22 protein-coding genes and 1 pseudogene are annotated in these 24,017 nt (G+C 69.1%); 14 read left to right on the top strand and 9 right to left on the bottom strand.

What is annotated here, in order from left to right; translation table 11 throughout:
* Nucleotides 1-26 precede the first annotated feature (26 nt).
* From ABH920_RS14830 to ABH920_RS14820, 3 genes are all read right to left on the bottom strand, one after another.
* A complete protein-coding gene (locus tag ABH920_RS14830; protein WP_370349542.1) occupies nucleotides 27-530 on the bottom strand; it encodes a Pycsar system effector family protein in 504 nt (167 codons plus the stop codon).
* 84 nt (nucleotides 531-614) lie between these two features.
* Nucleotides 615-1,274 carry a Crp/Fnr family transcriptional regulator gene (locus ABH920_RS14825; protein WP_370349541.1) on the bottom strand — a complete coding sequence of 220 codons (660 nt, stop codon included), beginning with the start codon at nucleotides 1,272-1,274 and terminating at the stop codon, nucleotides 615-617.
* A 19-nt stretch (nucleotides 1,275-1,293) separates the two neighbouring features.
* Entirely contained in the window at nucleotides 1,294-1,863 is a 570-nt protein-coding gene (locus tag ABH920_RS14820; protein WP_370349540.1) for a hypothetical protein, read from the bottom strand.
* Nucleotides 1,864-2,047: 184 nt separating this feature from the next.
* On the opposite strand from ABH920_RS14820, the gene ABH920_RS14815 reads away from it, so the two are divergent.
* The 11 genes from ABH920_RS14815 to ABH920_RS14765 all read left to right on the top strand — a co-directional run bounded on the left by ABH920_RS14815 (nucleotide 2,048) and on the right by ABH920_RS14765 (nucleotide 16,740).
* Nucleotides 2,048-2,770, top strand: coding sequence for a Crp/Fnr family transcriptional regulator (locus ABH920_RS14815; protein WP_370349539.1), 723 nt, complete (start codon nucleotides 2,048-2,050; stop codon nucleotides 2,768-2,770).
* Nucleotides 2,771-3,286: 516 nt separating this feature from the next.
* Nucleotides 3,287-3,685 (top strand): GntR family transcriptional regulator, encoded by a 399-nt coding sequence (locus ABH920_RS14810; RefSeq protein ID WP_370349538.1) that lies wholly within the window; start codon nucleotides 3,287-3,289, stop codon nucleotides 3,683-3,685.
* Nucleotides 3,682-4,581, top strand: a complete 900-nt coding sequence (locus ABH920_RS14805) for an ABC transporter ATP-binding protein (protein WP_370349537.1) — start codon at nucleotides 3,682-3,684, stop codon at nucleotides 4,579-4,581. The genes ABH920_RS14810 and ABH920_RS14805 overlap by 4 nt, the downstream gene beginning before the upstream one ends.
* Nucleotides 4,578-5,621 carry an ABC transporter permease subunit gene (locus ABH920_RS14800; RefSeq protein ID WP_370349536.1) on the top strand — a complete coding sequence of 348 codons (1,044 nt, stop codon included), beginning with the start codon at nucleotides 4,578-4,580 and terminating at the stop codon, nucleotides 5,619-5,621. Before ABH920_RS14805 ends, ABH920_RS14800 begins: the two co-directional genes overlap by 4 nt.
* A gap of 921 nt (nucleotides 5,622-6,542) precedes the next feature.
* Nucleotides 6,543-8,609 (top strand): ricin-type beta-trefoil lectin domain protein, encoded by a 2,067-nt coding sequence (locus ABH920_RS14795; protein ID WP_370349535.1) that lies wholly within the window; start codon nucleotides 6,543-6,545, stop codon nucleotides 8,607-8,609.
* A gap of 208 nt (nucleotides 8,610-8,817) precedes the next feature.
* Nucleotides 8,818-10,233 (top strand): ABC transporter substrate-binding protein, encoded by a 1,416-nt coding sequence (locus ABH920_RS14790; RefSeq protein WP_370349534.1) that lies wholly within the window; start codon nucleotides 8,818-8,820, stop codon nucleotides 10,231-10,233.
* Nucleotides 10,234-10,341: 108 nt separating this feature from the next.
* Nucleotides 10,342-11,385, top strand: coding sequence for a carbohydrate ABC transporter permease (locus ABH920_RS14785; RefSeq protein WP_370349533.1), 1,044 nt, complete (start codon nucleotides 10,342-10,344; stop codon nucleotides 11,383-11,385).
* The gene (locus tag ABH920_RS14780) at nucleotides 11,382-12,365 is read left to right on the top strand and encodes a carbohydrate ABC transporter permease (RefSeq protein WP_370349532.1); all 984 of its coding nucleotides are present in this window, start codon (nucleotides 11,382-11,384) and stop codon (nucleotides 12,363-12,365) included. The genes ABH920_RS14785 and ABH920_RS14780 overlap by 4 nt, the downstream gene beginning before the upstream one ends.
* A 58-nt stretch (nucleotides 12,366-12,423) precedes the next feature.
* Nucleotides 12,424-14,487, top strand: coding sequence for a glycoside hydrolase family 2 protein (locus ABH920_RS14775; protein ID WP_370349531.1), 2,064 nt, complete (start codon nucleotides 12,424-12,426; stop codon nucleotides 14,485-14,487).
* An 83-nt stretch (nucleotides 14,488-14,570) separates the two neighbouring features.
* Nucleotides 14,571-15,623: a LacI family DNA-binding transcriptional regulator gene (locus ABH920_RS14770; protein ID WP_370349530.1), complete on the top strand. Its 1,053-nt coding sequence runs from the start codon at nucleotides 14,571-14,573 to the stop codon at nucleotides 15,621-15,623.
* 199 nt (nucleotides 15,624-15,822) lie between these two features.
* Nucleotides 15,823-16,740: a DUF72 domain-containing protein gene (locus ABH920_RS14765; RefSeq protein WP_370349529.1), complete on the top strand. Its 918-nt coding sequence runs from the start codon at nucleotides 15,823-15,825 to the stop codon at nucleotides 16,738-16,740.
* Nucleotides 16,741-16,847: 107 nt separating this feature from the next.
* Here the strand turns inward: ABH920_RS14765 and ABH920_RS14760 are convergent, their stop codons facing one another.
* The 5 genes from ABH920_RS14760 to ABH920_RS14740 form a co-directional block, all read right to left on the bottom strand.
* Nucleotides 16,848-17,315, bottom strand: coding sequence for a VOC family protein (locus ABH920_RS14760; protein WP_370349528.1), 468 nt, complete (start codon nucleotides 17,313-17,315; stop codon nucleotides 16,848-16,850).
* Between the two features lie 107 nt (nucleotides 17,316-17,422).
* Nucleotides 17,423-18,181 carry a class I SAM-dependent methyltransferase gene (locus tag ABH920_RS14755; RefSeq protein WP_370349527.1) on the bottom strand — a complete coding sequence of 253 codons (759 nt, stop codon included), beginning with the start codon at nucleotides 18,179-18,181 and terminating at the stop codon, nucleotides 17,423-17,425.
* A gap of 267 nt (nucleotides 18,182-18,448) precedes the next feature.
* On the bottom strand, nucleotides 18,449-19,120 hold the full coding sequence (locus ABH920_RS14750) for an HAD family hydrolase (protein ID WP_370349526.1): 672 nt from the start codon (nucleotides 19,118-19,120) through the stop codon (nucleotides 18,449-18,451).
* Nucleotides 19,121-19,127: 7 nt separating this feature from the next.
* A complete protein-coding gene (locus ABH920_RS14745; protein ID WP_370349525.1) occupies nucleotides 19,128-20,093 on the bottom strand; it encodes an LLM class F420-dependent oxidoreductase in 966 nt (321 codons plus the stop codon).
* Nucleotides 20,094-20,341: 248 nt separating this feature from the next.
* Nucleotides 20,342-20,833 carry an SRPBCC family protein gene (locus ABH920_RS14740; protein ID WP_370349524.1) on the bottom strand — a complete coding sequence of 164 codons (492 nt, stop codon included), beginning with the start codon at nucleotides 20,831-20,833 and terminating at the stop codon, nucleotides 20,342-20,344.
* 482 nt (nucleotides 20,834-21,315) lie between these two features.
* On the opposite strand from ABH920_RS14740, the gene ABH920_RS14735 reads away from it, so the two are divergent.
* Both ABH920_RS14735 and ABH920_RS14730 read left to right on the top strand, forming a co-directional pair.
* Nucleotides 21,316-21,555: a hypothetical protein gene (locus tag ABH920_RS14735; RefSeq protein WP_370349523.1), complete on the top strand. Its 240-nt coding sequence runs from the start codon at nucleotides 21,316-21,318 to the stop codon at nucleotides 21,553-21,555.
* Between the two features lie 132 nt (nucleotides 21,556-21,687).
* Nucleotides 21,688-21,864: pseudogene (locus ABH920_RS14730) on the top strand (winged helix-turn-helix domain-containing protein); the annotation flags it as partial.
* Between the two features lie 46 nt (nucleotides 21,865-21,910).
* On the opposite strand, the gene ABH920_RS14725 reads toward ABH920_RS14730, so the two are convergent.
* Complete coding sequence (locus tag ABH920_RS14725) at nucleotides 21,911-23,167, bottom strand: alpha/beta hydrolase family protein (protein WP_370349522.1); 1,257 nt, start codon at nucleotides 23,165-23,167, stop codon at nucleotides 21,911-21,913.
* 132 nt (nucleotides 23,168-23,299) lie between these two features.
* Between ABH920_RS14725 and ABH920_RS14720 the strand changes: the two genes are divergently transcribed.
* The gene (locus tag ABH920_RS14720; protein ID WP_370349521.1) at nucleotides 23,300-23,857 is read left to right on the top strand and encodes a MarR family winged helix-turn-helix transcriptional regulator; all 558 of its coding nucleotides are present in this window, start codon (nucleotides 23,300-23,302) and stop codon (nucleotides 23,855-23,857) included.
* Nucleotides 23,858-24,017: the final 160 nt, after the last annotated feature.

The raw sequence follows: 24,017 nt of genomic DNA, 5'->3' as shown, positions 1-24,017 counted from the left end.
GTTCGTCTCCTTGCTTGTGGGTCTTTCTATGACAGGGCCGAGCCGAGCGCGCTCATCAGAGCACTGAGTGCGAGCAGCGCCATCGCCATCTGGATCATCCGGAATTTCGCCACGGCGATCCGCCCGAGGACGTGGCCCTGCGCCAGTAGCCAGTCCTCGCCGTCCGCGGCAGCGGCGTCCACCAGGGAGCGCAGTCGATCAGGGTCGTACTCCTCTGGCAGGTCGTAGAAGGAGACCGCATGGGTTCCCGGCGCCGCAGAACACAGCCGGGGCCGGACCGCAGCGGCCAGTGCCAGCACCGCGGCCACCCAGCTGAGCCGGCCCGCGGCGACGAACGTGCCGACGGCAGCGTGGAACGTGCCATGGTGTACCGCTCGCCGGGGATCCAGGAGGGCTACCAGGGCGATCGAGGCGGCACCGAGCGCGGCAGCCTTCCGGTCGGCCCGGTCGATCGCGTTCTCTGCTTGCTCTATGAGGTACCGCGGAGCCGACGGCAGAGCCGCGGCGGCGGAACCGGTCGATGCCGGCATGAGGCCTCCCTATGTCAGATCTCTGATGATGGCAGCCGGTGACCACATCCTGCGGCCCGAGTGACAATGTCGCAGTAGCCGAATTCACAGTTCCGCGATCGCCGCCAGCGCCGCGCGGTCGACGACGGTGATTTGTCGGCCCGCAGTGACCAGTACGCCGCGGGACCGCAGGGCCGCCAGGCATTTGGCCACGGATTCCCTTGTGGCGCCGATTGCCGCGGCGAGTTCCTGCTGGGGCAGCCGGACGGCCGGCGTGCGGCGTGGTCCGTCCTGGTCGAGGGTGACGAGCAGCCGGGCGAGTCGCTGCGCCACCGGGAGCGTGGCCAGATCCCGGCTGTGTGCGTCGATGGCTCGCAGGCGCAGCGCCATACCCCTCAGCAGGGCGACGCCGGCGGCGGAGTGGTTTGCGAGGAACCTGTGGAAGCACGCGCTGGACACGACATGCGCCTCCAGCGGGGTCAGTGCGATGACCGTCGCGTTGTGCGGACCTCCGTCCAAGACGCTTAGCTCACCGACGACGTCGCCTGGGCCACAGAGCGCGAGTAGGAAGGCTCGGCCGTTGGCGGCGTCAGCCCGGACGGCGGCCCAGCCGCCTGAGATCGCGAGCACGAAGTCGTCGGTGACGCCCTGCTGGATCAGGCGATCAGCCGCGTCGAAGTGGCGGCGAGTACCCACCGCAAGCAACGCCGCGCGATCAGCCGGAGGCAACCCCGACAGCAGTGGCTCTCGGGCCAGGATTCCCATCGTCTTGTGCCCTCCACTCTTATCCGGTGTGACCCCGGCGATTTGGCTCGTCGTGCTCCGGGAATGCCATCACCTCGTTGGCCGGCCACAACCAGGCATCTGCGTCCGGTATGTGGTGCCAGGCTCCCGCCAGCCCCTCGGCGAGGAGTTCACTGTGCAAGCCCGGCGGCACGACCACCATGAGCCCCGGGTCGCCGTGGTGGTGCCCGGGCACGAATCTCGAGGCCGCCTCGGCTACCGCGGGGTGTGACACGAGGCTCCGCACGCGGCGCAAGCCTGCGCCGCCGAACCCGTCGCCGACGATCCACACGAGCCCGACGTCGAGGGCCAGCAGGATGAACGGGAACCGCCTGTTCGTCCCCAGCGAACTCAGGTACACGACTGCGATGAGGTCCCTGATGAGGTGGAAATCGTCCATCCCCGGCGGTGCGACGGCCACCTCGCCGTCCGAGGTGGCCGCCACGTAGAGACGGTCGAACGCTGCCGAATGCACAGCCGAGGCCAGCAGCCCCGGCTCCGCACCGGCGACGGCGACGCACAACCGCCGGGTGCCAAGGCTCGTACCGTCCTCAGAGGAGCCGTCCTCCATGCAAACCCTCCTGTCGGTTCCGGGCCGAGCCTTCCCCTCCGCCCGCCGACAAGAATCGCGCGGCTCTGGGCCCGACAAACCGTCGAAGTATGGGTTCTGCGATATTCGCTGGCGTGATTCGCTCGGACCGTCATCCTCACCCTTGCCGCTGGCGCACAATGGGCAGCGATCCGAAGGGAGAACCATGGGCTCAGACGGCACGGCGCACGCTGCGGACGGCACGCCTTCGGGGACCTGGGTGTGGCCGGCGAACACCTTGCTTGGCGGGCTCGATCCGGACTCCCGGGACCTCCTGCTGACACTGGGCAAGATGGTCCAGTACACCTCCGACCGGATCATCCTGCGCGAGACCGACCAGTCAACGTTCGTTCTCGTCCTCCTGGACGGTGTGGTCAAAGCCACCGGTCGTGCCCAGGACACCCGGGACGCGCTGCTCGCCGTCCGGATCGGCGGCGACCTGGTCGGTGAACTCGGCGTGCTGGACGGCCGGCCCCGCTCCGCCACGGTCACCAGCTGCGGGGTCGTCGTCGGTCGGCTGGTGACCCGCGACGACTTCATAGCGTGCCTTCGCGAGAACCCCCGCGTTGCCGAATCCGTGCAGCGCTCAGTCGTCGGCAAGCTTCGCAGTGCCAACAGCCGCCGCATCGACTTCGCCGGCAGCGACGCCCGCACCCGCGTCGCCCGCGTTCTGTACGACCTGGCAGTGACCTACGGCACCCGAGAGGGCGACGGGGCGTTCGTCGCCTGGCCGTTGACCCAACCCGAGTTGGCGACCTTGATAGGGGCGGCCGAACCCACCGTGCACAAGGCGCTGCGCGATCTGCGGGCAGCCGGGGTTATTGCCACCGGCTACCGACGCTTACGCATCAACGATCTGGACAGACTCCGGGAGGTGGCGTTCTCCTGAAAGAAATCCGGGTCTGATCCGATAGCTGCAGGTTCGAATCGTGCCGAGGGTACCTTCTGGCCCAGCGTTCAACCGCCAGTGCCGACCTCTGCTTGCGCCCGGAGGTGGACGTTCCTAAGCGCGGCTGAGGACTCCTTCTCTGAACCTTCTCTGCGCGTGCTGAGCAAACATGCCGAGCAGTTCGCGTTGTACAGCAGAAGATGAACCGCCTCCGCTCTTGTGCAGAGCCAGCCGTAGGACAGGCAGATGACGGTGTGATGACGGACGTAGCGACTCCGTCCGCTGCGATTACGCGGCTGCTGGAGAGCAGCCTTGACCGCGCGACTGGCTTGGCCTGGCCCGCGGACAAGACCCGACCCGGCTTTGCCGCGGAGCTGGCCCGACGGGATCGCGCAGTTCACTGAACCGCGAACGCCGGGCAGTCGACTCCGCCGGGCCCGCCTTACCAGGGTGGTTGACACCGTTCCACCTGGAGTGGTCCCATTCCCCTAGGACACTAGTTGAATGGGAGTAAGGGTGATCGAGTTCCATCTCGACGCGCGCTCCGGCATTGCCCCCTACCTGCAGATCGTCGGGCAGGTGCGCCAGGCGCTGCTGCTCGGCCTGCTCTCGGAGGGCGACAAGCTGCCCACAGTCAAGGAGGTGGTTGCCAAGGTGGCGATCAACCCGAACACCGTGAGCAAGGCCTACCGCGAACTGGAGCATCAGGGCTTGGCCGCGCCGAAACCGGGGGTGGGCACCTTCATTACCCGGTCCCTGGGCCAGGCCTCGCTCGCCGAGCACGGCCCGCTTCAGCAGGAGCTGCGCACGTGGCTGGCTAAAGCCCGCGCCGCAGGACTGACCGGACCGGGCATCGAGGCGATGTTCCAAAGCACTTTCCGTGACAGCGCCGAAGGGGAGAAAGAGGAGAGATGAGCGCCATATTGCATGCCCAGGGGCTGGGTAAGAGATACGGCCGGCGCCAGGCACTGGCTGAATGCACCCTGGAGATCCCGCCGGGGCACGTCGTCGGACTGGTCGGGCCCAACGGCGCGGGCAAGTCGACCCTGCTGAAGATCGCCTGTGGGACGCTCGCGCCGACAACGGGACGGATCGAGGTGCTCGGGGAGCAGCCCGCCGCCGGCCCCGCGCAGCTGGCGCGGGTCGGCTACGTCGCCCAAGACACCCCCACGTACGCGAACCTGTCCGTCGCCGACCACCTGAAACTCGGCGTCAAGCTCAACCCCCGCTGGGATGCGAAACTCGCGCAAGCCCGCATCGAGCAGCTCGATCTGGACCCGAAGCAGAAGGCGGGCAGGCTGTCCGGCGGGCAGCGCGCCCAGCTTGCCCTGACCATCGCCGTCGCCAAGCGGCCGGAGCTGCTCATCCTCGACGAGCCGGTCGCCAGTCTCGACCCGTTGGCCCGCCGCGGGTTCCTGCGTCACCTGATGGAGTCGGTGGCGGAGAACGGCACCAGCGTCATCCTGTCCTCCCACCTGGTATCCGACCTGGAACGCGTCTGCGACTACCTGGTCGTGCTGGTGGCCTCCCGGGTCCAGCTCGCCGGCGAGAGTGAGGACCTGCTTGCCCAGCACTACCGGATCGTGTGCACCCGACGGGAGGACACTGACTTGCCTCCCGGACTCGAAGTGATCTCCGCGGAGCACACCGACCGGCAATCCACGTTCATCGTGCGCCACCAGACCGAGCTTCCGCCCGGGGACTGGGTGGCGGAACACCTCGACCTGGAAGACCTGGTACTGACTTACATGGAACGTGCCGCCGGCCCCGGCCGCTCCACCACCGCCCCCACGGCCGGAGGCGTGCGATGATCTGGCTCACCTGGCGCCAGTTCCGCGCCCAAGCCCTGGCAGGTGTGGCCGTCCTGGCCGCCGCCGCCGTCTACTTCGTGATCGCTGGCGGCCAGCTGCGCCACACCTACACCGCCGACCTGGCCTCCTGTGCCCCGCAGAGCAGCTGCGACAGTGTGCTGGGCCAGCTCCAGTACCACTATGACGCCGCGTTCAACCTCACCGAGCTCTTGGTGATCGTCGCCCCGGCGCTGATCGGCATCTTCTGGGGCGCCCCGCTGATCGCCCGCGAACTGGAGACCGGCACCGACCAACTCGCCTGGAACCAGAGCATGACGCGCACTCGCTGGCTTGCATTCAAAGTCACCGGCGTCGGCGCCGCCTCGATCGCCGTCGCCGGGGTGCTCAGCTACCTGGTGACGTGGTGGGCCGGACCGTTGGACCACATCACCGGCAACCGGTTCGCGGCGATGACCTTCTCCTCGCGCGACATCGTCCCGCTCGCCTACGCCGCGTTCGCCTTCGCCCTGGGCGTCACGGCCGGACTCGTGCTGCGCCGTACCATCCCGGCCATGGCGGTGACGCTCGCGGTGTTCGTCGGTATCCAGATCCTCGTGCCCGCCGCCATCCGGCCGAACCTGCTGCCCTCCACCACGACCACCTTCCCTATCAACCAGACCACCACCAGCCAGGCCACCGGTATCACCGGCACGGCCGGGAACTTCCACTTCGAGGGCGTGGGCGCATCGCCGGGTGCGTGGGTGCTGTCGGCCCCACCGGTGGAGAACTCCGCCGGCCAGGTGGTCTTCATGGACAGTTACAGCAGCTGCTTCCCGGGCCCAGGCTCGAGTCCGCACCCGGCTCCGGGCGCGACCAAGGCCAACTTCGACGTCTCCCAGATCGGCGCCTGCCTCGCCGACCACGACCTGCACCAGAGCGTCACCTACCAGCCCGGAAGCCACTACTGGCCACTCCAGTGGACGGAAACCGGGATCTTCCTCGCCCTCACCACAGCTCTGACAGGCACCTGCTTCTGGCGGATCCGACGCCGCCAGAACTGACCGACAACTAGAACAGCCGGGCCGGGAGTGTCCTCCGGCCCGGCCGCGCACTCTCCCACGAGGACACTGAAAAGCTGGTGCGGCAGTTCGCCGGGTAGCACGGGGCGCCTGTGATCAGCGGATATCTGAGGATGCGAGTTGCTATCGCAGGCGGGCGCCGCAGAACCGGGCCGTTGTGTGGTGCCTCGGCGGCCCGGTCGGTGAGAGTCAGCATGACGTTCCTCCCGGTACTGATCGTCGGATTGCGCGCCGTTTCACCTCCATGATCCCGGGCAGCCGGACGGGACGAGCTTGCGAGGAGGAACGATCATGTCCATCACCGCACCGACCCGCATCGGGAATCCCGGTTCGGCCCACTTCACCGACAGCCCAGCCGCTGACACCGTCCCGCCGGCGCCGGCACCCCCGGCACCCCCGGCGCGCCCCGACCGCCCCGATCCGATGCCTGATCCCGTGCCTCCCGTGCCGAGTCCTCCGGGCCCCGGGCCCGAGCCGGTTCCGCCTCCGGCGCCCGTGCCGCCGACGCCACGCCCGACGCCCGGTCCGCCGCAGCCCTTCCCGGAGCCCACCCCGCCGACGCCCGGCCCGGTTCCGAGCCCCGATCCGCTCCCGGAGCCCGCGCCGAGTCCGGCCGGACCGCCCGGGCTGTCGCTGCCGTAGACCGACGGCACGACCCGGAGAACATCTCCTCCTGACGGCGCCGAAACCGCAGGTCAACCATGCTGGCTGGGTAGCCGGCCAACGCTGGCAGGCCTGGTTTCGGCGCCGTCCGCGCGTGCTGCGCCGTCCTGTTCCCGTGAGGCGACCCATTGTGGTTCGCCTCGCACGCCGCTACTGTCACGCCTACCCATTCTGCAACGTTGCATTAACCCCGATCGCCTCTTTGCATCGTTGCATCTCCGGTGTCATGAAGGAGTCCGCATGGTTCGCAGAACAAGACTGCTCGGCCGCCGCCTGACCGCGGCGGCGGCCGCGTTGCTGGTCGTCCTGGGTCTGATCGGGGCGCAGGCGGCGTTGGTGACCGCCCCGGCGTCCGCGGCGGCGACCACCGGCGTGCTGTACGCGCCGAACACCTCGGCCAATCCGAGCGAGGACGCCAGTTACCCGCGCGTCATCCGGCTGGCGAACAGCGGCTCGGCGAACGGCACCGTGCTGGCCACCTTCTCCCATTCGGGCGTCGGCTCGACGAAGGCGAACTTCCCGATCTACCGGTCCACCGACAACGGGCAGACCTGGTCGTCCTCGCCGATCGGGACGGTGACGGACACCGTGCACGGCTGGGACCTGGACGGACCGACCCTGTACGAGCTGCCCCGCGCCGAGGGCTCGCTGCCGGCCGGCACGCTGCTGGCCGCGGGCACCGCGTGGAACCACAACGACTTCACCCAGCAGGCGATCGAGGTCTTCGTCAGCACCGACCACGGCGCCACCTGGACCTACCGCAGTTCCTGCACGTCTGAATCGGGGATGGCGAACACCGAGGGCCACGGCATCTGGGAGCCGGACTTCGCGGTGGCCGGGGACGGGAGCCTGGTCTGCTACTTCTCCGACGAGCGGCCCTCGACCAACAGCTACAACCAGGTCCTGGCGCACGTGGTGAGCACGGACGGCGGGGCCACCTGGGGGAGCGAGGTCTACGACGTGGCCGTGCAGGACGGCGTCCAGCGCCCGGGCATGACGACCGTGGTGAAGCTGCCCAACGGCACCTACGGCATGACCTTCGAGGACTGCAAGGCCGGCTTCGACCCGGACACGGCGTGCTCGGTCTACTTCAAGACCTCCCCGGACGGGGTGAACTGGTCGCCGGTCTCAGGCCTCGGATCCCTGGTCCAGACCGCCGACGGCCGGCACTTCCTGCACACCCCGGAACTCGCCTGGTCCCCGATCGGCGGTCCGAACGGCACCCTCCTGGTGTCCGGTCAGCGCCTGGTCTCCGGCGCGGACGGCTCGATCACGAACCAGGACGAGTCCGGGATCGTCCTGCTGGCCAACACCAACCTCGGCTCCGGTTCCTGGACCGAGACCACGGCCCCGGTCAGCACCAATCCGACCGGCGGCTACGACTCCGGCGAGACCGGCTGCGCCGGCTACAGCTCGCCGATCCTGCCGTCCGTCTCGGGCTCGACGATCCTGTACCTGGCCGGGACGCACATCAGCAACGGGAAGTGCGAGGTCCAGTTCGGAACCGACGTCGCGCCCGGCCCGACCGGCAGGATCACCGGTCCCGGCACCGCCGGCAAGTGCCTCGACGTGAACACCAACACCTCGACCAGCGGCAACGCGGCCCAGCTGTACGACTGCAACAGCACCGGCATCCCGGGGCAGCAGTGGTCCGTGGAGCCCGACGGCACCGTGCGCGCGTTCGGCAAGTGCCTGGACATCGTCGGCGACGGAACGGCCAACTTCAGCAAGGTCGAGCTCTGGGACTGCGGTCCCGCACTCGGTCAGCAGTGGCGCGAGCAGGCCAACGGCTCGCTGCTCAACCCGCAGTCCGGCCGTTGTCTGGACGACCCGCAGGCCAACACCGCCAACGGGACCCAGCTCCAGATCTACGACTGCAACGGCCTGTCCACGCAGCAGTGGACGATGCCGGGCGCGCCGACCGCGGCCATCACAGGGCCGGGCACGACGGGCAAGTGCGTCGACGACAACACCAACACCCCGACCAACGGCAACGCGATCCAGCTGTGGGATTGCAACGGGGTGCCCGGCCAGCAGTGGTCGGTGATGCCGAACGGCACGCTGCAGGCCTACGGCAAGTGCATGAACATCGTCGGGAACGGAACCGCGAACTTCACCAAGGTCGAGCTCCGGGACTGCGACGGCAGCGGCGGCCAGCAGTGGGCTCCGCAGGCGAACGGCTCGCTGCGCAATCCGCAGTCCGGCCGCTGCCTCGACGATCCGCAGGGCAACACGGCCGACGGCACGCAGCTCCAGATCTACGACTGCAACGGCCTGTCCACCCAGCAGTGGACCCCGGCCGTCTGAGCCGTCTGAGCCGTCTGAGCTGGAATCGGAGAAACAAGCCGGTGGCGCTTGCCGGTCCTCGGGCCGGCGAGCGCCACCGCGCGGACTCGCCGCCGAAATGTGATCGTCATTCCCTTGCAACGTCGGCAAGGACGGGGATAGCCTCTCTGCAACGTTGCAGAGGTGCCGGAAAACCTCCATCTATCGAGTGAGAGAGAGCGTGGTTGCGATGGGCAAGTCCCGAGGCGGCGCCGGCATCGTCGGTCGTCGTGCGATCGGTCTGGCGGCCGCGGTGCTCGCGGTGGTCCCACTGGCGGCGTGCGGCGGCTCCACGTCGCCCGCCGCGGCCCGGGGCGGCTCCGTCGGCGGTGCGTCCGGCGGCGCGTCCGGCGGTACGTCGGGCTCCGCCGCGTCGGGTGCCGGATGCGCCGCCGGCGCCACCCCGCTGACGTTCTGGAGCTGGACCACCGGCTACGACCTGGCGGTCGCCGAGTTCAACAAGACGCACCCGGACGTCTGCGTCCAACTGCAGAACGCCGGCGCCACGACCGCCGAGTACGTGAAGCTGAACGACGCGCTCAAGGCGCACACCGGAGCCCCGGACGTGGCCACGATCGAGTACTTCGAGCTGCCGTCGTTCGAGATCACGCACAGCCTGGTCGACCTGTCGCAGTACGGCGTCGGCTCCTCGCAGCAGGACATCGCACCGGTGGCCTGGTCGCAGGTGTCGCAGGGCTCGGCGGTCTACGCGATGCCGGTCGACCTCGGCCCGCTCGCGCTGTACTACAACGAGAAGCAGCTCACCGGCGCCGGCGTGCCGGTGCCGACGACCTGGGCGCAGTTCGCCGACGCGGCGGACAAGCTGCACGCCGCCGACCCGAAGGCGGCGATCACGAACTTCGACCCGGCCGACATCCAGCCCGTGCTCGCGCTGATGCAGCAGTACAACGCGTTCCCGTTCACCTACAGCGGCGGGGACTCCCTGGGCGTCAACTTCACCGGCCCGGCGCAGACGGCGTTCGCGAACTACTGGCAGGGCCTGATCGACAAGCACGAGGTGACCACGGCCGCCGACTTCTCCCCGGCGCAGTGGTCCAACCTGGACAGCGGCGCCAACGCCGCCCGGCTGAGCCCGGCGTGGGGGCCGGTGGGCATGCAGCTGAGCATCAAGCAGACCGTCGGCGACTGGCGCGCCGCGCCGCTGCCGCAGCTCCAGGCCGGTCAGAGCATGTCCGGCAACTGGGGCGGCTCCTCCCTCGCCGTGATCGCGGGCAGCAAGCACGCCAAGGCCGCTGCCGAGTTCGTGCAGTGGTTCGGCGGCTCGGCCGACGCCTGGAAGATCCTCAGCGGTCCGGTCGCCGGTGCCTTCCCGGGTTACCTGCCGCTGCTGAACTCGCCCGCGCTGCAGGACGCCACCCTGCCGATCTCGGGCAGCTCGAAGCCGAACGCGGTCTTCGCCACGGCCGCGCAGAACATGACCGCGGCGCAGTGGCCGCCGATCATGACGGCGGCGGCGACCCAGTGGACCTCCACGTTCGCCGGGGTGACGAAGGGCACTGAGACGCTGCCGCGGGCGTTCCAGACCTTCCAGCAGCAGATGGTGAAGTACGCCAAGGACCAGGGCTTCAAGGTCACCGGGAGCTGACCGGACACCGCTCGCCGGCGCGGCCCGCACCGCGCCGGCGCGACCCGCGAGGCCCGGCGAAACCTCCCACACACCTCACGACCTCCGACGGAAGGAAAGGACGAGCCCATGGGTCGGCAGACCATTCGCGAGGCGCGGCCTGCTCCCGCCCGCGCTGTCGGCGCCGACGACCAGGTCGCCGCCGACGACGCCGGGCACGCCGTGCCGGCCGGATCCGTCCGGACCGGGCGGCTGCGCCCCACGCGCCGCACCGGCCGCACCGGCCGCACCGGCGGCAAGGGGCGGGGCCGCCAGTGGCCCGGCGCGGTCTTCATCGCCCCGCACATGGTGGTGCTGGCCCTGTTCATGGTCGTCCCGACGATCTACGCCATCTACACGAGCCTGTACACCAGCCGGCTCATCGGCGGTACGCGCTACTCGGGCCTGGCGAACTACCGCACGGTGCTGAGCTCACCGGAGTTCTGGGACGGTGTGCGGCGGGTCCTGGTGTTCGCCGCGGTCCAGGTACCGCTGACGATCGCCGTCGCGTTCTTCTTCGCGGCGATCTTCGAGGCCGGCGTGGTCCGGTTCAGCCGCTTCTTCCGCACCGTGTTCTTCGTGCCCTTCGCCGTCCCCGGTGTCGTCGCGGCCGTGATGTGGTCGTTCCTGCTGCTGCCGGTCTTCGGTCCGTACTCCAAGGCGATGAGCTGGCTCGGGTTCGGGCACGTCGACTTCTTCTCCTCGGGGATGATCCTGCCGACGATCGTCCTGATCGTGCTCTGGGAGTGGACCGGCTACAACATGACGATCCTCTACACGTCCCTCAAGGCCGTCCCCCGGGAGATCACCGAGGCCGCGGTGGTCGGCGGGGCCTCGCTGACCACGATCATCCTGCGGATCAAGCTGCCGATGGTCCGGCCGACGATCGTGATGCTGCTGTTCCTGAACATGGTCGGCGCCCTGCAACTGTTCACCGAGCCGTCGATCCTCGCGGCCTTCCAGCCCCAGGCGATCTCGTACGGCTTCACCCCCTCGCTGTACGTGTACAACACCGCGGTGGGCAGCGGCGAGTACAACCTCGGCGCCGCGGCGGCCGTGCTGTTGGCGATGATCATCGGCGCGATCTCGCTGGGTGCCTTCGCGGTGCGCCGTAGGAATGGAGAGTTCCGATGAGCACTGACACGGCAGCACGCGCTGTCTCGTCAGGTAGCGCGTCTTCCCCCGATGCGTCCCGCGCGGCGCGGAAGGCCGCTCGGCGAGCGGCGGCGGCCCGAGAGAGCGTGCCGGTGCGCCTTTACGGGCTGCGCCGTGGAACGACGACGCTGCTGACCCTGGTGTGCGCGGGCTTCGCGGTGTTCATTCTGGCGCCCCTGGTCTGGCTGCTGATCAACTCCACCAAGACCCAGGCCAACGTCTACCAGAGCTCCGGCTTCTGGTTCGCCCGCCCGTTCCGGCTGTTCCAGAACCTCGCCGGTCTGGGCAAGAACATCAGCGGCGCTGGAGTCTATCTGCGCTGGCTGGAGAACACGCTGCTGTACGCGGTCGTCGGCGCCGTCGGGGCCACCGTGTTGTCGGCGCTGGCCGGCTACGGGTTCTCCCGGTTCCGGTTCCGCGGCGGCAACGCGCTGTTCTACCTGGTGATGTCCACGCTGCTGGTGCCGATCACGTCGATCGCGCTGCCGCTGTTCCTGGTCTACGCGAAGGTCGGCCTGGTCAACTCGGTCTGGGGCATGATCCTGCCGAGCATGGTCTCCCCGGTGGGCATCTATCTGATGCGCACGTTCATCGACGCCACGGTGCCCCAGGACCTGCTCGACGCGGCACGCATCGACGGGGCGGGCGAGGTGCGCGTCTTCTGCCGGGTTGCGCTGCCGCTGATGGTGCCCGGACTGCTCACGGTCCTGCTGCTGACCGTCGTGGCCGTGTGGAACAACTACTTCCTGCCGCTGATGCTGTTCAGCCGCAGCGACCTCTACCCGCTGACCGTCGGCCTGTCCTCGCTGTCGCAGGCTGCGGAGACCGGCACGAAGGCCGAGCTGGTCCCGGTCCTCATCACCGGCGGCCTGGTCACCGTGCTGCCCCTCATCGCGCTGTTTCTGATCCTGGAGAAGTACTTCCGGGGCGGGGCGTTGCAGGGCAGCGTCACCGGCTGAGCTGTGGCACACCGATCTTTGTCATCACTCGTATGTCGCAAAACCCGTTGGAGGGAAAGTGTCTCTCGTCCGCCCCGAGTACCCTCGGCCGCATTTCGACCGCTCGCACGCCTGGACCAGCCTGAACGGCGCGTGGGATTTCGCTCGGGATGGTGAGCGCGGGCCCTGGTCCGAGCAGATCGTCGTGCCGTTCGCCTGGGAGACCGAGGCCTCGGGCGTGGGTGCGCACTGGCTGGAGTACGGCTGGTACCGGCGCGAGATCTCGGTGCCGCGGGACTGGGCCGGCCAGCGGGTCGTCCTGCACTTCGGCGCGGTGCACCACCTCGCCACGGTGTGGGTGAACGGCGTGTCGGTGGGGGAGCACGAGGGCGGATACACCCCCTTCGAGTTCGACATCACCGACGCGCTCGACGGCGGGTCGGACGCGATGGTGATGGTCCGGGTGTGGGCGCCGGCGGACAAGCGGGAGATCGTCCACGGCAAGCAGCGCAGCATCCCGCGCGACGACTACGACGACTGCGCCTTCACCCCGAGCAGCGGCATCTGGCAGCCGGTGTGGCTGGAGGCCCGCCCGGCGACCCACGTGTCGGGAGTCGCCCTGGCCCCGGCCGACACGCTCGACGCGATCACGGCCACGGTTTCGGTCGCCGGACCGCACAGCGTGGGCGCTCGGGTCGAGGTCGGGATCTCCGGGATCTCCGGGATCGTCGGCGCGTCGTCCGTCACCGTCGAGGTGACCGACCCGACCGCGCCGCTCCAGGTGACGCTGCCGATCGACGCACCGCGCCGGTGGAGCCCCGACGATCCACACCTGTACGAGGTCGAAGTGCGGCTGGAGTCGGCGGACGGCACCGACCGGGTGGCGTCCAGTACCGGGCTGCGCCGCGTCGAGGTGCGCGGGGACCAGATCCTGCTCAACGGCGAGCGCCTGTACGTGCGCGGCGTGCTGGACCAGGGCTACTGGCCGCGTACCGGCATCACCGCGCCGGACGACGAAGCCTTCGTCACCGACCTCGAACTGGCCCGCACGGACGGGTTCAACCTGGTCCGCAAGCATCTCAAGCTGGAGGACCCCCGCTTCCTGCACCACGCGGACCGGCTGGGCATGCTGGTGTGGGCCGAGCCCGCCAGCACCGGCATCTTCACCCCGGACTCCGTCGCCCGCTTCGAGGCGCAGATCGAGCCGATGGTGCGCCGCGACGGCAACCACCCGAGCATCGTGATCTGGGGGCTGTACAACGAGGAGTGGGGGCTGGACTGGGACGTCGTGGCGGACCCGGCGAAGCAGGAGGCGGTCCGGCGTGCGTACGAGCAGCTCAAAGAGCTGGACCCGAGCCGCCCGGCCGTCGACAACTCCGGCTGGTCGCACGTGGCCACCGACCTGGTCGACTGGCACATCTACGACGAGACGCCGGCCGGCTGGGCCGCCAAGATGCGCGCCCTGCTCGACGAGGGCGCGGAGAGCTTCCCGGTCGGGCTCGGGCCCGGCCGGGTCGTCGACAAGGTGCTGATGGCGGCGAAGTCCGGTCCGACGCCGGAGCTGCCGAACCTGAACAGCGAGTTCGGTGGCGGCAAGACCAGCGTGGAGCGCGGGTGGAACCTGCGCTGGCAGACCCTTGAGCTGCGGCGTCGCGACATGCTGTCCGGCTACGTGTGGACCGAGCTCTACGACATCGAACACGAGATGGCCGGCATCCACACCTTCCACCGCGAGGACAAGGACACCGGGGCGAACCGGCCGGACGCGACCAACGCCGATACCGTCGTCGTCCCCGAGCTCAGCCCGGTCGCGCCGGGCCGGGACGTGGTCGGCGTCCGACCCGGCGGCGAGGTGGCGTTCGACGTGCGGATCTCGCATCACGGCGGTTCGGCGGTCGAGGCGGCGGTGCTGCCGGCGTGGAGCGCGGCGCTGGGGGACTACGACGCCGACGCCGTTTCCGAGATCGCGCGCGGAGGAGGGCCCTGGTTGCAGAATACTGTCAAAGTGCATCCCTTCCGGCTCAGCGAGCCCCTGCGCATCACCGAGACCATGCCCGCGGACCGCGCCGCCGCGCGGCTGCACCTGCTGGTCGTCGCGGCGGGACGGATCATCGGGAGCACCGTCGTGGACGTCACGGGGTAAGCCGCGTCCCGAGCCGGCCGGCTCTGCATCGATGCATCGTTGAACTGGAACCGCCACATCACGCTTCACGGGAGGAAACCGCGATGACCACCCCTCGTCTGCGCGACGTCGCCGAGCGCGCCGGCGTGTCGATCCGCACCGTGTCCAACGTGGTGAACGGGTACGCCCCGGTGTCGGACGAGAAGCGGGCCCGGGTCGAGGCGGCGGTGGCCGAACTCGGTTACCGGCCGAACCTGACGGCCCGCAACCTCAAGAGCGGCCGCACCGGGATGCTGGCCCTGGTGGTCCCGGAACTGGACGTGCCGTACTTCTCCGAGCTGGCGCGCGCCGTGGTCACCAAGGCCCGCCAGCACGGGTACACCGTCGTCATCGACCAGACCGACGGCGAACCGGACCGCGAGCGCGAGCTCATCATGGGCGACTCGCTCGCGGCCATGTTCGACGGCGTGATCCTCAGCCCGCTCGCCCTGTCCCAGGCCGACCTGGCCCAACGCGACCCGACCAGCTCCCGCCCCCTGGTCCTGCTCGGCGAGCGCATCGCCGAGAGCGCCTACGACCACGTCGCCATCGACAACGTCGAAGCGGCGCGCGCGGCGACCGAGCACCTGCTGGACCTCGGCCGCACCCGCATCGCGGCCGTCGGCGACCAGCCCTGGGAGACCGGCGAGACCGCCCAGCTCCGCACCCGCGGCTACCGAGAGGCGCACCAGGCGCGCAAACGCAAGGTGGACGAGTCGCTGATCGTCACCACCCGGCGCTTCCACCGCTTCAACGGCGCCGAGGCGATGGCCGGCCTGCTCCAGCACCCGAAGGGCCCGCCGGACGCGGTGTTCTGCTACAACGACCTCCTCGCCCTCGGCGCGATCCGCACGCTGCTCACGCACGGCGTGCGGGTGCCGGAGGACATCGCCGTCGTCGGCTTCGACGACATCGAGGCGGGGCGGTACAACACGCCGTCGCTGACGACCATCTCGCCGAACAAGGCGACCATCGCGTGGCTGGCAGTGGATCGGATGATCGCCCGGCTCGGCAAGCGGTCGGACAGCGGGCCCGTGGAGTTGTGGGCGCCGTACGAGCTCATCGTCCGCGAGAGCTCGGGTGGCGCTCACCCGGTGGCAGGGGGTTCTCAGGCGTAGGAGGCGCTCTCGTCGGACGGGTAGTAGTACGGGTCGAGACCGGATAGGGGATCGCTGGCAGAGCTCTGCCAACCTCGTCCGTCTCCGATCGGACGTCCTGAACAACGAGGCTACGGCACCACCAATGGTCACGGCGCGCGTTTGACACCGGACCTGCTGGACATAGCGCGAGGCCATCGCGACCGGGAGGTTATGGAGTATGCGCATCCTGACAGGCACCGCCGGATGGGCCGACGCGAGTCTGATACGAAGCGGCTGGTACCCACCGGGGACGAGGACCGCGGCGGGCCGGCTGCGCTATTACGGCAGCCAGTTCCACCTCGTCGAGGCCGACGCGCCGTACTACGCACTGCCGAGCGCGGCGACGGTGACCGGATGGATCGACGCGGTGGCGGACGGTTTCACCATGGACGTCAAGGCCTACTCGCTGCTCACCGGCCACCGTACCCGCGTCGCGACCCTGCCCGCCGATCTCAGGACCCGCATACGGGGTCCATGGCTGACCGCGTCGTCGGCCCCGGCCGAGCTCGTCGCGGAACTCTGGCGTCGATTCCACCAGACGTTCAGGCCATTGCGAGAAGCCGGAGTCCTCGGACTGGTGCTCCTGCAGTTCCCCCCGAACTGTCGAGCGGACCCCGCCGGCTTGGCGTCGGTCCGGGCCGCGCTGCGGCAGTGCGGATCCCTGCCGGCGGCTGTGGAGTTCCGGCACGCCTCCTGGCTGGAACCGGAGCAGCGCGAACAGACATGGAAGCTGCTGCGCGACCACGGCGCCGCGTATGTGTGTTCTGACATGTCCCAGTCGCATCCCGCCGCGGTACCTCCGCTGCTCGCCGTCACCGCGAACCGAGCCGTCATCCGGCTGCACGGCCACAGCGCCGCCTGGTCGCGAGGCGGCAAGGAGGAGCGCTACCGCTACGAATACTCGGCCTCCGAACTGGCCGCCTGGGCCGAGCGCAGCCGCCGACTCGGTGAGGCCGCCGAGGAGGTGCATGTCGTGGTGAACACGTGCTGCGCGGGAACCGCGCAGCGGGCCGCGGCGGTGCTGCGCGATCAGCTTGATGCGTCGGAGGCTGGGTCGGGAGGGCTCCCGAAGACGGAGGTGGGAGAGGGAGGCTGATTGTGTAGGCGGTGGAGGGCTGGCTGCGGTTGTGCGGGTCCTTGGGCAGTTGCGGGACCGTCTCGCCGCCTCGCCGTCTCGCCGCCTAGGAACAGGAGCAGGCGTTTTCACGCTGTGGTTCCTGTCTCCGCGGATTCTGCGGCGTCGCCGCTGACGAAAATGCAGAACAAGTGGCCGCTAGGGTCCGCGTAGACCCGGAGCGGCTCCTCCTGGTCGTCCGACCTGTCGTAGCGCAGGGTGGCCCCGAGTGCCAGTACGCGTTCGTGCTGTGCTTCGAGGTCTTCCAACGCCGGGACGTCCAGGTCCAGGTGGTACTGCTGCGCCACGCCCTCCTCCGGCCACGTCGTCGCCGGCAGCTCGTCGACCTGCTGAAACGCGATGGCCGCCGCACCGCGCGGATCGTTCAGGACGAGCCAGTCCTGTCCGCGCGGATCGGGCTCGCCGGGTGCCGGCGGCTCGTCGCCGGGGCGGTAGGTGAAGCCCAGGAGCTCTCGGTAGAACTCTGCGAGGCCGCGCACGTCGGGGGTGTCGAGCACGACTTGGCACCACCGCGGGTATCGCTGGGTACTGACCATGGCTTGACCTCTTTCTCAACAGGTGACGGACGACCGGGCCGTGGACGCCCCTGCGCCAGTCGGCGTGGGGCAATGAGGAGATGAGGTCCTGGTGCAGGCGTGCCCGGTCATTGGCTGAGCGGTGTCGCATCGAGCATTGCGTGGACGAGGTCGTCCGTCGTCGCGCTCACACAGAATCCGGCCTCACGCAGTTCGGCTTGGACCACCATGGCCGACGCCGGCCACATCGTGAACTCCTCGGATGCCCTGCGGACGACCTTGTCGTCGCGCTTCACTCGATAGGAGTAAGTGACTGACGTCAATCCACGCTCCGGACGCATACAGACTTGTGCGCTGTAGATGTCAGGCCCGACTCGTACTGGTGGCAAGTCCTCGATGGTCGGGCCATCCGGAACCGTCGGCGGAGGCGGTTCGAGCAGGAGGAGTCCTCCCGGGACCAACGCCGCCGCCGCGGCGCGCCACAGCGCTCGTCGTACCGGGGGCGGGACGACGCCCGCGATGTTCGAACACACCACGAGATCCGCCGCCTGGACCAGGCCGGCTTCCTGGAACGGGACCGAATGCACGGTCACGCGGGCGCGGACGTCGGCGCCAAGGCCGGCCAGGCGCGTCAGAAGCGCCACCCGCATGGGTGCCGACGGCTCGACGGCGTGGACCGGGGCCGCCGACCGTGCGAGGAGCACCTCGGTGCCGATCCCGGTGCCGGCGCCGACGTCCACGACGCCGACCCGCGCGCTGCGCGCCGCCGCGGCGAACCGGCGTTCGGCCAAGCGGCGATCGGACTCGGCCTGCAGGATGTCGTAGAACTCCGCGGTCACCGAGTACGGTTCGACCTCGAGGGGCGTGTCGTGCCGATCTTGAAGCATGACCGCCTCATACCCGGCAAACGGCGTCATGTGCGGATCGGAGGCAAGCTGCCGAGGTCTCGTTCTTGCGGGGTCAGCAGTATCCACGCGTCACGCCGGTCACCTGCTGTCACGCCGCGATCATCAACTCACTGAAGCGCGAATCGTGATCGCGCGGTGGCACGCTGATTCTTTCTGCATCCTGTATCCGGTCTTCGGGCGCTGGAGGCGCCTGTTTTGGCGGGACGTGGCTTATAGATAACCCACCTGAGTGAGCAGGAGCGCCGGCTAGGCCAACGGCGTCCGGTCGAGCCCGTCGAGCAGCTCACTGATCGAGGCGAACACCGCGGCGGCCCCGGCCTCACGCAGCTCCTGCTTCGAGAAACCGCCGGTCAGCAGCGCGACCGAGGCGATACCTGCCCGGCGGGCGGCCTCGCAGTCCCAGGTCGAGTCGCCGATCATCACCGACCTCCCGGCATCCGGAACCTTCTCCAGCGCCGCGCAGATGATGTCCGGCTCCGGCTTGGCGGCCTCGACGTCGGCACTCGACGTCGCCCCGGCCAGCAGGTCGTCCACATCCAGCATCGAGCGGAAGTGCTCCAGGTCTTCCTTGCCGGCCGAGCTGGCCAGCACGACCGGGGTACCCCGGTCGTGCAGCACCCGCACGAGACGCCGCGCGTCGGGCATCAGCTCGACCTCGCCGATGAGCTCGTGGAAGTGGCGGCTGTGGTCCTCGCGTACCTCATCGCCCACGTCACGCTCGGCGTCCTCTCCCGCCACGGCCGCGACGAACTGGTCACCGCCCATTCCGATGTGCCGGTGCAGGTGCCAGATCGGCAGCACGATCCCGTGGTCGTGGAACGCCCGGTACCAGGCGATCGCGTGCTGGTAGTTGGTGTCGACGAGGGTTCCGTCGAGGTCGAGGAGTGCGGCCGTGGCCGTCTTCGAAGCAGATGTCACAGTCGCCTCACAGCTCGCGCAATGCCGGGATCAGTGTCTTCTCGGCCCAGGCCAGGAAGGGCTGCTGGGCGTCGCCTCCGACCTGCACCAGCGCCACCTCCGTGAAACCGGCGTCGGCGTACGGCCGCACCGCCTCGACGAAGTCCTCCACCGCGTCCCCGCACGGGATCGACTCGGCGACGTCCTCGGGGCGGACGAACTGGCTGGCCGCGTCGAACCCCGCGGTCCCGGGCAGCTCGGCGTTCACCTTCCAGCCGCCGCCGAACCAGCGGAACTGCTCGTGCGCACGGGCCACGGCCCGGTCCCGGTCGGTGTCGTAGCACACGGGGAGCTGGCCGACCTTCGGCTTGCCCCGGCCGCCCTCGGCCTCGAACATCGACACCAGGTCGGACTTCGGCTCCACCGCGATCATCACATCCGCCAGCCGGCCGGCCAGCTCGCAGGAGTTGCGCCCGGACACGGCCAGGCCGATCGGCGGCGGGGTGTCAGGACGGTCCCACAGTTTCGCGGCCTCGACCTGGAAATGCTCGCCGTGGTGCGTCACGTAGCCGCCGTCGAACAACCGCCGGATGATCTGGACCGCCTCGGTCAGCATCTCCTGGCGTACGCTCGCCGCCGGCCAGCCGCGCCCCACCACGTGCTCGTTCAGGTATTCCCCCGAACCGAGTCCCAGGCGGAAACGCCCCTGCGACAACAACTGCACCGTCGCCGCCTTCTGCGCCACCACCACCGGGTGGTACCGGAAGGTCGGACACGTCACATACGTCATCAGCGGGATCCGCGAGGTGGCCTGCGCCGCGGCGCCCAGCACACTCCACACGTAAGGCGCGTGCCCCTGCTCGTCCAGCCAGGGGAAATAGTGGTCGGACGCGACGGAGAAGTCGAAGCCCGCCCTTTCGGCGCCGACGAGGTCCTCGACCAGCTGTCGAGGACCGGCTTGTTCGGTCATCATCGTGTAGCCGATCTTGATCATGCACTCGCTGATGCCCCGGATAAGACGGAGGAAACGGTCGAACACGGTGTGCTTCCGAACAAGGCGCGGAGGTTTCACCACACTCCACCTGCTGAGCCGCCAGCACTGGCCTCCGCCAGGGCATGACGCATGACGCATGACGCATGACGCCCCGAGCCACAGCAGCAGACACGCTTCGGGCTCGGTCACCCCCGCAGCGGGGGCGACCGAGCCCGAAGGTTTCTCCATGTGCTGCTACCGGAGACGGATCACATGGGGTCGCGTCCGGTCGAGCTGTGCTGTGTCTGCGGGCCGACCTCGCCGCGCCAGGCACCGGTTTCGGTGTTGCGGTCCTCGATGAAGTCCTTGAACCTTTGGGCGTCGGCCTTCACCTGGTGCGTGTCCAGTCCGACGGCGCTGCCGGCCTTCTCGGCCAGTCCCGTCGGCTCCCACCCCAACTGGATGGTGACGCGGGTATGGGTGTCGTCCATGCGCTCGAAGCTGACGTTGCCGGCCTGCTGGACCTCGCCGGCCACGGTCTTCCAGCTGATGCGCTCGTCGGGCCGCTGCTCGGTGATCTCGGTCTCGAACCCGCGCGTGACACCGCCGACCTTGACCACCCAATGATTGTGCAGGTCGTCCAACTGGCGGACCTGTTCCACCCCGTTCATGAAATGCGGGAAGGACTCGAACTGGGTCCACTGGTTGTAGGCGGTGTCGATCGGGACGGCGACTTCCACAGACGCTTCAACGGTGCTCACAGGTCACACTCCTTCTCTTCGCCGATGACGGCGGCCTCAGTACGCGACCACCGAGGGCAACGAGGCCTCCGCCTGCCCCGTCGCTTCTGCCTCAAACGACGCTTGCCGGTCAGTCCGACGGCACCCGCGGTGCGGACCAGACGGCGTCCGAGCGTCTGCGTCCGGCATTGATCATGACGACTGCGCCGGATCCGGTGGCGCGTCGTGCTTGCAGGCCATGGCGCTCTTCTCGTCATCGCCTGTGTGAGCTTTGGGGGACGTTATTAACACCGAGCCAGAAACTCCGAAACGCGAGGCCCAAGCAATGGTCGTCGAGGAGTACGGCGAGGGCCACTGGATCTTGCTGTGGAACGAAGAAGAAACCAGACGTCCCCGGTAGCAAGGGTGGCACCGGTGGCAGGGTTCTGCATCGGTGCGGGGCGGGTATCAACCTGGGCGGGGTGGCGATCGTCCGGTGGGCCGCCTGATCCTGGAGGCCCGGCATGGCCAAGTGGGACCGCGATGGCACCGAGGAGCTATTGCGCAAGTGGCGCCGGCAGGAGAAGCGGCGCAAGCGCGTGGCGTTCTTCTTCAGACCGGTCAGCTGGCTGTTCAAAGGGTCGCCCGGCCTGGCCATGATCTTTGTTGCCGCATTCGTGCTGGCTTTGGCTTTCTTCCTGGGCGCGCTCGCAGGATCGTGCCAGCCGCCGTGCAGAAATACCTGCGTCCAGGGTCCCGGCTAGGCTACTGACCTTGAACGTGTACTGACAGGCTTGATCCCTGCGGTACGTCGTGGATGTGAGCAGGTCCGGTTGTCCGCGATCGACTTTTTCCAGACCGGTGACGACAACAAGGCCGCGGCCAAGGCGCTGCGGGTGTCAAACGGCGAGCGGGGCTTGTACTCCAAGGGACCGGCGTCGCTGCCGAAGTTAAGTCTCGGCGCAGTTCACAAGTCCTCCACGATCCGCGGGGTGCGGGGCCTGACGCGCCGTAACGGCTGGTCCTGGCAAACTTCGGCGCGTCGCGCTGTCGAGCGGGACGAGGCGGCGATCGAGTCGTGGAAGTTTGTTGGGAACCTAACCCTGCCGACTCCGGGCTTCAGGCCCGTGCCGCCAGCGCCTTCTCGATCCAGGCGTGGATGGCCGGCTCGGCGGCGGGTTCGCCCATGTGCGCGCGGCCGCCCAGCACGATCAGGTCCGTGCCGTCGCCCCGGGTTCCCGCCAGGATGCTGTCCTCGATCGGGAAGATCGAGTCCTCCACTCCGTTGATCACCAGCAGTGGGCACGCCGGCGAGGCCAGCACGTCGGCGTCGGCGAGGCTGAACCGGTGGGCTTCGGCGGCGTAGGCGGCGACGGCCTTCGCAGGGTCCGGATCCCGGTAGCCGAACTTGTGCGCGAGCGCGTCGGCCAGAGCGAACGGGAACTCCATCTGGTTCTGTGCGCTGATCCACTCGGCGTCGAACATGTGGTGGTATCCGCCGCCGTGCGCCACTACCGCGAACAGCCGGTCGGCGTGGGTGTGCGCGATGCGCACCGCATGGTACCCGCCGGTGCTGACGCCCCGGGCGAGGATCGTGCCGGGGTCGAACCCGAACTCGGGGGCGCTGGCGACGATCCAGTCGAGGATGCTGCTGATCAGCCGGCCGTCCGACGTCGGGTCGTTCGGCGCCGCCGGGCAGTCGCCCGTGCCGGGGATCTCGAAGGTGAGCGTGGCAAGGCCGCGGTCGACGTGCGCCTGGATGGCCGCGGTCTGGTCGGTCCGGTAGCCGTCGAGGCCGCAGATGTACAGCAGGACGGGCCACCCGGCGGCCGGCCGCGGCCCGCCGGGCACACGCAGGTAGGCCGGGATGTCGCCGGCGCGGTCGCCGGCGGCGATGTCGGCGTGCCGGAACGGGATCGCGACGGGGATGTTCGGCGGGTCCAGCAGTTCGGTGCCCCGCTCGTAGGCGGCTTTGCCCTTCTCCCACGCCTGCCGGCCAAGCGGTGAGCGGACGACGGGGACCCGCGCTATCCGGTAGACGGCTGCCGCTCGCAGGAACAGTTCCCGCGCCTGCTCGTTCGAGCCCTGCTTCGCAGCTTCCTGCGCGGCGAGGGTGAGACGGTCGCCGACCGGGAGGAACGGCGCGGCGTAGTCGTCCGGCCGGTACAGGATGCCCGGGTCGTCGCCGGAGACCGCGCGCAGCTCGGCGAAGATCGGTTCGAAGTCCTGCAGCCGTCCGTCGCCGAACGGGTAGATCCCGGCGGCGCACGGCTGACGCCACTTCTGTGACCACAGCGCCGACACCGACTCGTGGTGCGCGAACACGGGGAAGCCGTCGCGCAGAGCCGCGGCGGTGGACTGGACGTGGAACGGCATGGGTCCTCCTCCAAAAATACTTCGTGCTCGAAGCAATCAAGACCCTAACTTACTTCGGGCGCGAAGCAAAGTGCTCTCCGGCGAGACTCACGCCATAGCAATGGTTTGAGTTCGAAGCGCTATGCTGGCCGGATGAGCCAGAGCCGCCCGGACCCCGGAACCGAGGCCCGGCGCGGCGACCGGCACGACGACGACGGGCCGCTGGATCCGGTCGAGCTGAAGACCCTGATCGCGCTCATGGACTCCGTCAACCTGCTGCACTTCCGCCTCGAACAGCAGCTGCGCGCCACGGCCGACATCAGCTTCGTGCAGTTCCAACTCCTGGTCCGGCTGCGCGACGCGGGTGGGACGCAGAGGATGACCCAGCTGGCCGACGGCGTCGTCTACAGCCGCAGCGGAATGACGTACCAGGCCTCGCTGCTGGAGAAGCTCGGCCTGATCACCCGCTGCCCCGACCCCGCCGACGCCCGCGCCACCGCCGTCGCGCTGACCGACGCCGGCCACGCGGTGCTGCTCGACGTCCTGCCGGGGCACGTGCAGCTGGCCCGCCGCCTCCTGTTCGACGCACTGACCGGCGACGATCTGCCCCAGCTGGCCGAGATCATGACGCGGGTCGGCGACCACCAGCGCGCCCAGCCGCCCCGCTCAGCCGATTCGCTCCGGCGCCGCGGCGACAACGCCGAAGCCTGACCTTCTCGTCAGCGGGCTTCGACCGCCTACTCCGCTGCCGCCACGGCTTCGGCGAGACCGCGTCGGCTAGAGAGTTCTCGCTGCGGGTGTTACGGGGGTAGTGGATCAAGTCCAGTCTTGGCGAGGAGTCCGGCCAGGAGTCCGGGTCGGTACTGCATGC

It is taken from the genome of Catenulispora sp. EB89, assembly GCF_041261445.1.
Taxonomy (GTDB): Bacteria; Actinomycetota; Actinomycetes; order Streptomycetales; family Catenulisporaceae; genus Catenulispora.
This window is presented reverse-complemented; position numbering and strand designations above follow the sequence as displayed.